9 protein-coding genes are annotated in these 13,891 nt (G+C 54.8%); 7 read left to right on the forward strand and 2 right to left on the reverse strand.

Going from position 1 to position 13,891, the window contains the following annotated elements; all coding sequences use genetic code 11:
• Positions 1 to 61 precede the first annotated feature (61 nt).
• A complete protein-coding gene (locus K365_RS0118400) occupies positions 62 to 880 on the forward strand; it encodes a methylenetetrahydrofolate reductase (RefSeq protein ID WP_024335769.1) in 819 nt (272 codons plus the stop codon).
• 12 nt (positions 881 to 892) lie between these two features.
• On the opposite strand, the gene K365_RS25950 is transcribed toward K365_RS0118400, so the two are convergent.
• The gene (locus tag K365_RS25950) at positions 893 to 1,519 is read right to left on the reverse strand and encodes an NUDIX hydrolase (RefSeq protein ID WP_029725533.1); all 627 of its coding nucleotides are present in this window, start codon (positions 1,517 to 1,519) and stop codon (positions 893 to 895) included.
• A gap of 229 nt (positions 1,520 to 1,748) precedes the next feature.
• Between K365_RS25950 and K365_RS0118410 the strand changes: the two genes are divergently transcribed.
• The 6 genes from K365_RS0118410 (at position 1,749) to K365_RS0118435 (ending at position 9,501) form a co-directional block, all read left to right on the forward strand.
• Positions 1,749 to 3,521, forward strand: a complete 1,773-nt coding sequence (locus K365_RS0118410) for an N-acetylglutaminylglutamine amidotransferase (protein ID WP_024335771.1) — start codon at positions 1,749 to 1,751, stop codon at positions 3,519 to 3,521.
• A 21-nt stretch (positions 3,522 to 3,542) separates the two neighbouring features.
• Positions 3,543 to 5,282, forward strand: a complete 1,740-nt coding sequence (ngg, locus tag K365_RS0118415) for an N-acetylglutaminylglutamine synthetase (protein ID WP_024335772.1) — start codon at positions 3,543 to 3,545, stop codon at positions 5,280 to 5,282.
• Between the two features lie 5 nt (positions 5,283 to 5,287).
• Complete coding sequence (locus tag K365_RS0118420; protein WP_024335773.1) at positions 5,288 to 6,421, forward strand: osmoprotectant NAGGN system M42 family peptidase; 1,134 nt, start codon at positions 5,288 to 5,290, stop codon at positions 6,419 to 6,421.
• A gap of 238 nt (positions 6,422 to 6,659) precedes the next feature.
• Positions 6,660 to 7,664, forward strand: a complete 1,005-nt coding sequence (locus tag K365_RS0118425; protein WP_024335774.1) for a TRAP transporter substrate-binding protein — start codon at positions 6,660 to 6,662, stop codon at positions 7,662 to 7,664.
• A 29-nt stretch (positions 7,665 to 7,693) separates the two neighbouring features.
• Complete coding sequence (locus K365_RS0118430; protein ID WP_006968692.1) at positions 7,694 to 8,188, forward strand: TRAP transporter small permease; 495 nt, start codon at positions 7,694 to 7,696, stop codon at positions 8,186 to 8,188.
• The gene (locus K365_RS0118435; protein WP_006968693.1) at positions 8,185 to 9,501 is read left to right on the forward strand and encodes a TRAP transporter large permease; all 1,317 of its coding nucleotides are present in this window, start codon (positions 8,185 to 8,187) and stop codon (positions 9,499 to 9,501) included. The genes K365_RS0118430 and K365_RS0118435 overlap by 4 nt, the downstream gene beginning before the upstream one ends.
• A 19-nt stretch (positions 9,502 to 9,520) precedes the next feature.
• On the opposite strand, the gene K365_RS0118440 is transcribed toward K365_RS0118435, so the two are convergent.
• On the reverse strand, positions 9,521 to 13,819 hold the full coding sequence (locus K365_RS0118440; RefSeq protein ID WP_024335775.1) for an acyl-CoA dehydratase activase: 4,299 nt from the start codon (positions 13,817 to 13,819) through the stop codon (positions 9,521 to 9,523).
• Positions 13,820 to 13,891 lie beyond the last annotated feature (72 nt).

The following is a 13,891-nucleotide window of genomic DNA, read 5'->3' on the forward strand; positions in this document are numbered from 1 at the left end:
CTGACACCGGTTTCAGGGCATACTGTCAAGGCTTGTTAACCCCTTGACAAAAGGAGACCCCATGTCCTTTGTGATCTCTGACACCCAAAAATTTGTCACCACCATTGAAGTGGTGCCGCCGGCCGGTAATGATCCCGCATCCCTTCTGGACAAGCTGGCTGCGATTTCAGATCTGGATTTCAGCGGATTCAGCGTGGCCACCAATCCTGTGGCCAAACCCCGGATGTCCGCCATGGTGTTCTGCCACCTGCTGCATCAGAAAACCGGCAAGCCCGCCATTTTGCACCTGACTGTCCGGGACCACAATCTTCTGGGACTTCAGGCGGAACTGTGGGGGGCGAAAGCCTTGGGGATCGACACCTTGATCGCCGTTACCGGGGACCCGTCCGCCGGCCGGCAAAAGGACGGTGCCACGGCGGTGAATGATGTGAATGTCTACGAGCTGATCACCCTGGCCAACGAATCCGGCCTGACTGCCGGGGCTGTCCTGGATTTCCGGCCGGAGCGCAACGGATTGAAAAATGAAGTCAAACGCCTGGAAAAAAAAGTGGCGGCCGGATCCCGGTTCATCGTCACCCAGCCGGTCTATGATGAACCCACGGCAAAAACCCTGGCCGATGCCTGCACACATCTGCCCGTGCCCAAACTCATGGGAATACTTCCGCTGCTGTCCTTCAGGCATGCGACATTTCTGCACGACAAGGTGGATGGCATTGCCGTTCCGGATGCGTTGCGCCGGGAGATGGAAACATCGGCGGATCCCGTGGGCACGGGCACGGCCCAGGCAAAACAGATGCTGGAAATCGCAAAACTTTATTTTTCCGGGGCCTGTGTGATGCCGCCCTTCGAACGGTTCGAGATCCTGAAGGACATTCTGTGATATTGGTTCCGGTCAGGCCGGACCGGCGTGCTTTTCCGGGGGCATGATCTGCTTTATTTCAAAAGAATATGCCCGGCCGGGCCGGTCTGAAAAAAAGTCGGCCAGGGTCTGGCGGATCGATTCAAACGCGATATTTTCCCAGGGGATCTCTGATTCGGAAAACAGCCGCACGTCTGTGCTTTCCTTGGTGGGGCCGAAATCGGTGTCCAGCAGTCTTGCCCGGAACATCAGATAGATCTGGTGAACAAACACCAGGTTGAACATGCGGTAGGGGGCAATGATGGAGACATGGGACCGGGTTTCCTCCAGGGTTTCCCGCACCGCCCCCTGCTCAACGGTTTCTCCGTTTTCCAGATACCCGGCCGGCAGGGTCCATGTTCCTTTTCTGGGTTCGATATTTCTTTTGCACAGCAGCACCTGATCTTCCAGCATCGGAATGCAGCCCACCACCAGTTTGGGATTGTCATAATGAACATGGCCGCATCGGTTACATACCGGCCGGATATGATCATCATCCTCGGGTATCCGGGTTGTCATTTTTGCACCGCAGATACTGCAGTATTTAATACTCATTTTTTTCTCCATTTCCCGCTCCGCTGTCATTGCCTGATCCGTGATCCGGTCCGATCCCACCATCATTCTCTTACCCCTAACATGAAACTATCTTTTAACACAACCCTGATCCTTTCTGCCTGACCTGCCAATTTGACAAAACAACCCGGAGTCTATATATTTATTGACATGAATTCACAGATAACATGCGTTTTGATCTTGTTCAGTTCACAATTCTGAACGTCCAGGGGCTATTCTAAGCCTTTGTTACCTTATTTGTATTTTAACCTAATTTTACCTTTCAACAGGAGATTTTATGTGCGGCATATGCGGAGAAATATTTTTCAACAGGCAACCCATTTATGAAGATTCCGTCATCCGGATGAACCAAGCCATGGCGGCCCGAGGTCCTGACAATGAAGATATCTATCACGGCATCTGGACCCTGATGGGGCATCGCCGCCTCAAGATCATCGATTTAAGTGACGACTCCAACCAGCCCATGATCGATCCCAAACTCGGGCTGATCATTGTGTACAACGGAGCGATCTACAACTACAAAATTCTGAAAGATGAACTCATCGAAAAAGGCTACACCTTTCATACCAGCGGGGACACGGAAGTGATCCTCAAGGCGTATCATGCCTGGGGGGAAGACTGTGTGACGCGTTTTAACGGGATGTTCGCCTTTGCCATCTACAACCAGGCCAAAGACAAGGTGTTCATGGCCAGAGACCGCTTAGGCATCAAACCCTTATATTTTCACAAAACCGGCAACAGCCTGTTGTTTGCCTCTTCTCTGCCGGCCCTGCTGGCCACCGGAAAAATCAAACCACAGATCTCTGCCCAGGCCCTGCATTATTATCTGACGTTTCATTCCGTGGTGCCCGCGCCCCACACCATGGTGTCCGGCATTGAAAAACTGCCGCCTGCCACCTGGGCTGTGATCTCCCAGGACGGCACCATGACCCGGAACACCTACTGGCATCCCGTGTATCAGCGGGACCAGGAAGAAGAAAACTACACGTTTGACGACTGGAAAGAGCGGGTGAGCCAGACCCTGATGGCATCGGTGAAACGCCGGCTGGTGGCGGATGTGCCCGTGGGCGTGCTGCTGTCCGGAGGCCTGGATTCCAGCCTGGTGGTGGGCCTGCTGGCCGAGGCCGGACAAAAGGATCTGAAGACCTTTTCCATCGGGTTTGACAGTGTGGGCGATGAAAAAGGAGACGAGTTTCTGTATTCCGATATCATTGCCCGGCATTTTGCCACGGACCACCACAAGATTCAGGTGAGCGGCAGCGAGGTGCTGCCGTCCATGCCTGCCTGTGTCAAGGCCATGAGCGAACCCATGGTCTCCCATGACTGCATCGGATTCTATCTGCTGAGCCAGAAAGTGGCCGAACATGTCAGGGTGGTCCAGAGCGGCCAGGGCGCGGATGAAATCTTCGGCGGATATCACTGGTATCCGCCCATGATGGAAAGCACGGATCCCGTGACCGACTACCGGTCTGTTTTCGGGGACCGGTCCCATGACGAATTTCTGGAAATGGTGACCCAGGCCTATCACGGAGACGATGTCAGTACCCGGTTCATCCGGGACCATTTTGACATGCCCGGCGCAGACACCCCCATTGACAAAACCCTGCGCCTGGACACCCTGGTGATGCTCACCGAAGACCCGGTGAAACGGGTGGACAACATGACCATGGCCGCCGGCCTGGAAGCCCGGGTCCCGTTTCTGGACCATGAGCTGGTGGAGCTGGTGGCAAAAATTCCCGCGGAACACAAAGTGGGGCACGGCGGCAAACACATTCTCAAGGAAGCGGCCAGAGCGGTCATTCCCAACGAGGTGATCGACCGGCCCAAAGGGTATTTCCCCGTACCGGCCCTCAAATACCTGCAAGGGGAATACCTGGATTTTGTCAAAGGCATTCTGAACACCGATACAGCCCGGGACCGGAACCTGTTCAACCGGGACTATATTGACCGGCTGCTGGCGGATCCTGAATCCCATATCACGCCGCTCAAGGGCTCCAAGCTCTGGCAGGCGGCCCTGCTGGAATACTGGTGTCAGCAGCACGACATTTAAACATCTAAGGAGCGACAGGGCATGGGAAAATCCAACCACCGCCTGGAACGGGGATTTGGCCAGTCTTTGAGAAACTGGGAAAAACTCAGGGGACCGGCCACAAAAGGCATGATTTCCGATGCATTTGTGGAAATGGGATGGGGACGGCTGGTGTTCGGCCACACCTTTGATGACAACGAGCGCATCGTGGAAACCATGACCCAGTACGGATATGACCGCCGGGACATTGCCATGTACATCATCGATCCCCATGTGGTGGTGTCTTTGGCGCCGGACAAGCTGTTTCTGGATCCGTCCCACACCTTCCGGCTGTGGTCTTATGATTACACCATGGACTCCCGCACCCGCAACCCGTTTGTCATCCAGCGGGTCTCCACCCGGAGAGAAGCCCGGGAGATCAACCGGATCTATGGGGCCTGCCATATGAAAGGGGCGGACCCGGACTTTATCCTGGACAAGCGGGCCAACAAACTGCGCACCTATATGGTCGCCAGGGACCTGACCCATGACCGGGTCATCGGCACGGTCACAGGGGTGGATCATGTGGCCGCGTTCAACGACCCTGAAAAAGGAGCCAGCCTCTGGTCTCTGGCCGTGGATCCCCAGACCGATTTTCCCGGGGTGGGCAGCAGTCTGGTGCGGCATTTGTGCGAACACTATTTCACCCGGGGCCGGGCCTTTGTGGATATCAGTGTGATGCACGACAACAAAAAGGCCATTGCCTTGTATGAAAAACTGGGGTGCCAGCGGATTCCGGTGTTCTGCATCAAGCGGAAAAATCCCATCAACCAGGATCTTTACACCGCGTCCCAGAAATATCCCGGGCTCAACCCCTATGCCCGGCTTCTCGTGGATGAAGCCAGAAAAAGAGGGATCCGCATCGATATCGTGGACGAGGATTTCGGGCTGTTCACATTGACTCTGGGCAGCAAGACCATTTCGTGCCGGGAATCTTTGTCCGATCTCACCACGGCCGTGGCCATGACCAAATGTGATGACAAGCGCCTGACCCGCAAAATTCTGGCAAAAAATGACATCCGGGTCCCGGCACAGATCATGTATACGGATCTGGAAACGGCGGTTTCGTTCATGGAAAAATATCAGGCAGTGGTGGTCAAGCCGGCCCGGGGGGAACAGGGAGAAGGGATCAGTGTGGGAATCTCCGACACAAAAGATCTGAAAACCGCCATTGAAAAAGCACAAAACGCCTGCCCGGACGTCATTCTGGAAGAACTGGCTCCGGGACAGGACCTGCGCGTCATTGTCATCAATTATGAAGTCGTGGCCGCCGCGGTGCGCAGGCCGCCTGTGATCCGGGGCACCGGCACCCATACCATGAAAGATTTGATAGAAACCTACAACCGCCGGCGCATGGCAGCCACGGGCGGGGAAAGCCGGATCCCCATGGACGGGGAAACCCGCCGATGCCTGGCGGAACAGGGCCTGGACCCGGACACGGTGCTGGACAAAGACAAAGAAGTGACCGTGCGGAAAACCGCCAATCTGCATACCGGCGGCACCATCCACGATGTCACGGATGAGCTGCATCCTGAACTGTCTGCGGCTGCCGTTGCTGCAGCCCGATGCCTGGAAATCCCGGTCACGGGTCTGGATTTCATCGTCCCGGATGTCCAGGGCCCGGACTATGTGATCATCGAGGCCAATGAACGTCCCGGTCTGGCCAACCATGAACCCCAACCCACAGCCCAGCGGTTCATCGACCTTCTGTTTCCGGAAACCGCTGTCAAACACAAGGAATAACCTTCATGTCCTGCGTGCGCATTGACGAATCCTATCTGATCCATCAACTCAAAGAGCTGCTGAGCATCCCCTCCCCTTCCGGATATTCCGACCAGGTGGTCCATTATGTGGGCAGCCAGCTGGAAGCCCTGGGCATTGAATTCGAAGTCACGCGACGCGGCTCCATCCGGGCCACTCTGCCCGGAAAACAGAACACCCTGGACCGGGCCGTCACCGTTCACCTGGACACCTTAGGGGCCATGGTCCGCCGGTTAAAGGACAACGGCAAACTGGCCGTCACCCCCATCGGCAGCTGGTCCAGCCGGTTTGCCGAAGGCGGGCGAGTCACTATTTTCACCCAGTCCGGCCCCAGACGGGGCACGGTCCTGCCGTTGAAAGCGTCCGGCCATGCCTGGGGCGATGCCGTGGATGAGCTGCCCGTGACCTGGGACCATGTGGAGCTGAGGGTGGATGAGATCTGCCGCAACCGGGAGGACCTGACGGCAAACGGATTTGACGTGGGCGATACCATCGCCTTTGACGCGCTGCCGGAAATCACGGAAAACGGATTCATCAATGCCCGCCACCTGGATGACAAGGCCGGGGCCGCCATCGTGCTCAGTGCGGCCAAAGTCCTGGTTGAATCCGATATGGCCCTGCCCGTGGACTGTCACCTGATTTTCACGATTTTCGAAGAGATCGGATTCGGGGCATCTGCGGATGTGTATGCGGATGTCTCCGAAATGGTGGTGGTGGACCTGGCGCCGGTGGCACCGGACCAGAACGCGTCGGAATACGCAGTCACCATTGCCATGAAAGACCAGACCGGCCCGTTTGATTATCATCTGTCCCAAAAACTGGTGACCCTGTGCCGAGACTGTGATATTGATTTCCAAAAAGACGTGTTCCGGTATTACCGCAGTGACGCGGCTTCCGCCATCGAGGCCGGCCATGATGTGCGAACCGCCCTGGTGGGATTCGGCGTGGACGCGTCCCACGGGTATGAACGGACCCATCTGTCCTCTCTCACGGCCACGGCCCGTCTGATGGTCGAATATATCTGGAGCGACCCCACCTTTAAGCAGGACCCGAAACGCTGGGCCTCCCTCAAAGAATTTCCCCACCAGCCGGACCGGGAGATCATCAGGATCAAAACCTGAACTTTTCGGTTCATTTGCCAATCAAATAAATGTTGATCTATCAACGAAACTGTCAGAAATTTTCTCGAAAAAATCCGGATTTTTATTGACAACCGGCGGGATCATTCGGTATAGCCCTTAATCAATGCTACAATATAGTTACATTGTGACACTAAAATAGCGGCATGTAAACAACAGAAGGCGGCCATCTGAAAATGATTCTGGTTCAGACGGCTACCTGACTTGAGGAGGTTTTTGAATGCGCTTACGATCGGTTCCATTGTTTCTGGTTTTCTGTCCCTTTTTTTTTCTGATCCAACCGGCCGGGGCTCAGATGCGGCTGACCTATTCCAACTTCTTTCCGCCCACCCATGTTCACAGTCAACTGGCGGAAAGCTGGTGCAAAGAGATAGAAAAACAGACCCACGGCGAGATTGTGTTCAACTATTTTCCGGCCTCCACCCTGACCCGGCCCCAGCAGACTTATATTGCCGTGGCAAAAGGGGTGGCGGACATCGGCATGACGGCCATTGCCTATTCCCGGGGCCGGTTTCCGGTGCTGGAAGCCATTGACCTGCCCATGGGATACACCTCCGGGGTCCAGGCCACGGCCGTGGCCAACCAGGTGCTGGAACGGTTCGATCCGGAAGAGCTGCACAACACTGAAGTGATGTATCTGCATGCCCACGGCCCCGGCATCATCCACACCCGGAACAAACCCATCCATGGCCTCGCGGATCTCAAAGGCCTGAAAATCCGGGGAACCGGCACCAGCGGGGAAGTCATCGCCGCCCTGGGCGGGACCCCTGTGGGCCAGTCCATGGCGGAAACCTATCAGATGCTCCAGCGGGGCGTGGTGGACGGCTCAGCCCATCCCATCGAGGCCAACAACGGCTGGAAACTGGGAGAAGTGGCCAAATATATGATCCAGAACTTTTCCAGCGGATACACCACCACCTTTGCCGTGTTCATGAACCAGAAAAGATGGCATCAATTGACCCCGAAACAGCAGGAAATCTTCACCCGCATCAACAAAAAATACGCACTGAAACATGGACAGGCCTGGGATGAGGCGGACGAGAAAGGCATGGCGTTTTTTCTGTCCAAAGGCGGCACCGTGATTTCCCAGACCGACGAGGAATCAAAACGCTGGGCTGAAAAATCATCGGTTCTTTTAGAAGACTATGTTCAATCCGTGGCAAAAAGAGGCATCGACGGCAAAACGATTGTGGATTTCATCCAAACCCGTCTGCAGCAGCCATAACCCCTATTTCTCAATACACAGGAGTTTTAATGAGACAGATTGCTCTGGCACTGAACAAACTATCCAATGCCATGAAACTTGTCGGCGGTATCGCCCTGGTCGGCATGATGCTGTTGACCGTGGTGGATGTCATCGGGCGGTTCTTCAAACACCCGATATTCGGATCAGTTGAAATCGTCGGGTTTCTGGCAACCATCATTGTGGCCGGAGCCCTGCCCTATACCTATAAAATAGGCGGCCATGTGGGCGTTGAAATTCTGATGCAGACCTTTTCCCGAAAAACCCAAATCTGGGTCCGGCTGATCACACGGACTTTGACTCTGTTTCTGTTCGGACTGATCACATGGCAGATGTTTCTGCATGCGACAGAACTCAGACAGATGGGGGAAATATCCATGAGCCTGAAATTCCCCACTTATTATATCGCTTATATCCTGGGTTTCGGGTTACTGCTTTTTTCCATCACCATTCTGGAAACCATTTGTCTTGATATTGTGGAACTGCGGAAAGGAGATTCGAAATGAGCCCGACACTCATCGGTATTATCGGCATTGTTTTCATGCTGGCACTGTTTCTGACACAGATGCCCGTGGCATTTGTCATGGCCCTGGTGGGATATGTGGGATTCTCCTATGTCATCAATATCGAGGCCGGCCTGGCCCTGCTGTCTCTGGAAGTATATGAAACCCTGGCTTCCTATGACCTGTCCACCATTCCATTGTTCATTCTCATGGGCCAGCTGGGGTTTCATTCGGGTATCAGCAAACGGCTGTATGACGCCGGGTATAAATTCCTAGGCAATATCAGAGGCGGGCTGGCCATGGCCACGGTGTCCGCGTGCACGGCGTTCGGAGCCGTGTGCGGATCCAGCCCGGCCACTGCCGCCACCATGGCCACCATCGGGCTGCCGGAAATGAAGCGGTACAACTATGACGATGAACTGGCCACCGGTTCCGTGGCATCCGGCGGCAGCATCGGCATGATCATGCCCCCGTCCGTGGTACTCATCATTTACGGCATTTTAACCCAGCAGTCCATCGGGGCGTTGTTTGTGGCCGGCATTTTTCCGGCCCTGCTGATCACGCTGTTGTTCATTTTGTGCATTTATATCCGCTGCACCATTTCGCCGAAACAGGGTCCGCCCGGTGAATCTTTTTCATGGACGGAAAAGCTGAAATCCCTGCTGGGTCTGGGCGAAACCCTGGCGGTGTTTGCCCTGGTCATCATCGGAATTTTCGTAGGCTTGTTCACTCCGACGGAAGCAGCCGCCATCGGGGCTTTTGGTGTTTTGCTCATCGCTTTGGTCAGACGTCAGATCACCTGGCAGGGATTTGTGAACTCCGTTCTGGAGACCCTTCGCACCTCCTGCATGGTCATGATGCTGATCGTAGGCGCCGTGATCCTGAGCAAATTTCTGGCCGTGACAAGAATTCCCTTTGAAATCGCCGGATGGGTGGCCGGTCTGGACATTCCCGCCGTGCTGGTCATGAGCGTGATTCTGATCATCTATCTCATCGGCGGCTGTTTTATCGATGCCCTGGCCTTTGTCACCCTGACCGTACCCATTTTTTATCCCGTGGTCCAGCAGTTGGGGTATGATCCCGTCTGGTTCGGGGTCATGATTGTCATGATCACCCAGATGGGGGTGATCACCCCGCCCATCGGCATCAATGTGTACGTGGTTTATGGCGTGGCCCAGACCGTGTTCAGGCAGACCATCCCGTTGCAGACCATCTTCAAGGGCGTGATTCCTTTTCTGGCCGCGTTGATTGTGGGCGTCATCATTCTGATCCTGTTTCCACAGATCATTTTGTTTCTGCCCAACCTGCTGTATTGAAACCGGTGCGGATACGGCTTTACGTCAGAACTGACCGGTGATGCTGGTCTTCAAACCGGGCTTTCACCGACTCCACCATGAAATGCAGCCGGTTTCTGACATTGACTTCCGAGGTGCCGGCATCAAAATCCAGGTACAGCAGGTTCATGTCCGGATACAGGGCCTTGATGCGCTTTTCCACGCCTTTGGACACAATGTGGTTGGCAATGCAGCCAAAGGGCTGGACACTGACCACATGGGTCACCCCGTCTTCGGCCAGGCAGGCGATCTCACCGGGGATGAGCCACCCTTCACCGAACTGGTTCACCAGAGACAGAATCTTTCCGGCTTTGTCCGCCACCTTGCGGATGTCATGAAACGGGGTATAAAACCGGAACGCTGAAAACCGGTGATTGATTTTTTTATGGAAGGTGTTCAAAAACGTTTCAATGAACTGCCCTAAAATATCAGTGAATTTCCGGTGCCGGATATGGGCCCGGATATTTTCCCGGTAATTGACAAAATCCTGGATAAAATAGTCCAGAATCGGCGGGATGACCGGTTCCACCCGGTTTTCCATGAGAAACTCGGTCAGAAACTGATTGCCGAATGCATTGTATTTAATATAGATCTCTCCCACAATTCCGATCTTACCTGCGACCTGGTCATCAATCTCCACCCGGTTGAACTCCGATACGGCCGCATCCAGCAGCGAAAAAAACCGGTCATAATCCCGGGTCAGAATGCAGGGGTGGGCTGCCGCAATATATTTTTGCCGCAGTCGGCGGCTGGTGCCCGCCTGAACCTCTCTCACCGCCGTGGTATAATACATCTTGGCAATGCAGTCCGCATACATGGTGGTGACAAACAGCAATTTGAGCAGCTTGAGCCAGTTGATGTCAAACCCGGGCTGATGGGTCAGTCCCTGGGCACTGGTCACTGAAATAACGGGAATCTGCTCAAATCCCGCCGCCACCATGGCTTTCCGGATCAAAGACAGGTAGCTGGATGCCCGGCACTGTCCGCCGGTCTGGGTGATGCCCACGGCAATCGTTTCAGGATCATACCGCCCGGTTTTCAGGGCTTTGATGATATCCCCGGTCACCAGCACGGCCGGATAACAGATATCATTGCCGGCATACCTGAGCCCGGTTTCCACAGACACCCGGTCCGGCGGAGGCAGGATTTCGAGCCGGTATCCGGCGGTCTCAAATACCGGGGGCAGGTATGCGGAATAATTGTCGGCAAAAAACGGGGCAATGATCCGCCGTTTCCGGTCTTTTTTCTCAAAATGCGGGGTGGTCCTGCGCACTTCCTGACCGGGCCGGTGGGGGCTGTTCTGCCGTTTTAACGATGCCACCATGGAACGGATACGCAACCGCACCGATCCGGTGCTGGAAATATCGTCCACTTTCACCAGGGTCTGGTTTTTCCCTCCGGTCTCCAGAATCTGCCGGTTTTCTTCAATGGCCACGGCATCAGGCCCGCACCCGAATGAATTGAGCTGAATCATCTGGATATGGTCCGGCTGCCGGGCCACCCAGGATGCCGCATGGTACAACCGGTTGGGATAGGCCCACTGGGTCAGGACCTGGAGCGTGTCAAACGCGGCATTCCCGGTGTCGGGCACGGCATCTTCCGTGATGAAATCCACGCCGAAATCGGTCAGAATCCGGGGAATTTTCTGGTTGATCAACGGATCGATGTGATACGGCCGCCCGCAGAGCACTACCAGAAGGCGCCGGTTCTGTTTTGCCTGACGTACCATCATGACCCCTTTTTCCCGGATCGTGTTTTTGTACGTCTGATGGGCGGCCAGTCCTTTTTTGACCGCAGCCCTAATGCGTGATCCGGCAATCCCCAGGGGCCGCAGATAGGCCACGCAGGCCCGGGTCAGCAAGGTCTCATCTTTGAACGTGATCACGGGCTTGTCCAAAGGAATCCCTTTTCTGGAATTCAAATCCAGACTGCTGTCGATTACATCCGTATAACTGCTGACAATGGGACAGTTAAACGTGTTGACCACTTTCTGGAACTCATCATATTCATACATGACCAAAGGATAGAAAATGCGGTCCACACCTTTGTGCACCAGGTCCAGGACATGGGCATTGGCCAGTTTGGCGGGAAAACAGATATTATCGGACATGATACTGCCTTTGGCCGTATCGCTCATGGCCATGGTGGAAGGGCCCGACAAAACTACATTAATGCCGCAATGGATGAAAAACGCATGCCAGAACGCAAAGTTTTCGTAAAAATTCAAACACCTGGGAATTCCCACGGTCCATTTCGGACGGGTATGGGGGGACAGGTTCCGGTCAAACAGAAGCCGGTATTTGAAATCGGCAAAGTCAAACCCTTTTTCAGAAAGGTCCCGGCCTTTGGACCCGAATATTTTTTCACACCGGTTGCCCGAATAAAAGGACCGGCCGTTGGAAAAAATAAACCGGGTGACGGCACACGCGTTTTCACACCCGTGGCACACAATCTGCCGGGTGGTGAAATCCGCGATGGTTTCCAGGTGTTGAATGGCTGAAAACGGTTGGGTGAAACGGTCTTTCTTTTTTTCGACCCAATTGCGGGCAGCCAGGGCCGCACCAAAGGCCCCCATCATTTCCGGCATGTCTGAATGGGTGACACGCACTTCCGCCAGAATTTCCAGGGCCCGGACAATGGACGGATTTTTACCGGCCCCACCCTGTAGCACGATATGGGTCCCCATCTGTTTGGTGTCGATGAGCTTGAGCACTTTGAACAGGCAGTTTTTCACCACGGCAAACGACAGGCCGGCACTGATGTCCGCCACTTTTGCATTTTCCCGCAACGCCTGTTTGACCCGGGAGTTCATGAACACCGTGCACCGGGTGCCCAGATCACAGGGAGATTCCGCTTCCATGGCCAGGTCGGCGAACGCGTTCACCCGATACCCCAGAGAACCGGCAAATGTTTCAATGAAAGACCCGCATCCGGAGGAACAGGCCTCATTGAGCTCGATGCGGCAGATGGCGCCATTCCGGATGAAAATGGCTTTCATGTCCTGGCCCCCGATGTCCAGAATAAATGACACCTCCGGGTCCATATGCCTTGCTGCTTCAAAATGGGCAATGGTTTCCACCAGTCCCATATCCATGCCGAATGCCGTGCGGATCAGGTCTTCCCCATACCCGGTCACAGCGGTGCCGGTGATGACAAGGCCGGGTCGGTGCGCCATGATTTCATCGCGCAGGGCTGCCAAGCCCCGGACCACGGCCTGGATGGGATTGCCGTCATTGTTTCTGTACCAGGAGAACAATACCTGATTGTTTGTTCCCAAAGCAATGATCTTTGTGGTAGTGGATCCGGAATCCACGCCCACAAAGCATTCAGACGACGGATACTCAGATAATGCCATCCGGGGAATCTGGATCTGGCGCCGGTTTTGTTCCCAGTTTTCCCGGTCGGTTTTCCTGGAAAACAGCGGGGCCAGACGGTTATTTTGTGTATGAGACCGGGCCTGGTTGATCGCCATGGCTTTAAGCAGATCCGACACAAAAAAACCGGTATCCTGCTGCCGGCTGAACATGGCCGCCCCGATTGCCGGCAGCAGGGCCGGTGTGTCAGGAACCACTGTGTCGGAAACCGGCAGGTCCAGGACGTTCAGAAACGCCTTGACCAGTTCCGGCAGAAATGTGAACACGCCCCCGCACAGCAGGAGTTTGGAGCGGATATCATATCCTCTGGCCAGGGTGTTCAAACATTGGATGGCCACGGCATGAAACACAGAAGCCGCAATATCCGGCACGGGCACGTTGCGGCTCAACAGATTCTGCACATCGGTTTTGGCAAACACGCCGCACCGGGATGCAATGGGATACACCTGAATATGCTGTCTTGCCAGTGCATTGAGATCACCCGGAGAGCAGTTCAGCAGGGCTGCCAGCTGATCGATGAATGCACCCGTGCCCCCTGCGCAGCTGCCGTTCATGCGGATATCCGGGGGTCTGTCCGAAGACAGAAAGATCATTTTGGAGTCTTCTCCGCCGATATCCACGACCGTCCGGACCTTTGGATATAAATGCCGGACCACTTCATGGGTGGCGATCACCTCCTGAACAAACGGCAGATCCATTTCCCGGGACATCCCCATGCCCGCGGATCCGGTCACAGCCAGCTGAATCCGGCAGTTGCCCAGATCTTCCAGAACCTCATTTAAAAAAACAGACACCGTATCCATGATCCGGGCATAATGCCGCTGATACCGTGAAAAAACCGATTGACCGGCACCATCCACCAGAACCAGCTTGGCTGTGGTGGAACCGATATCCAGACCGGCCAGATATGTATTGTTCTGTTTCATCCAACTGTCTCTCGGCTCATTATTTAACTAGCTCAGGGCAATTTTATGCCTAATCTGCCGAAGAAGCAAGAA

The sequence above is a fragment of the Desulfotignum balticum DSM 7044 genome, from assembly GCF_000421285.1.
Taxonomy (GTDB): domain Bacteria; phylum Desulfobacterota; class Desulfobacteria; order Desulfobacterales; family Desulfobacteraceae; genus Desulfotignum; species Desulfotignum balticum.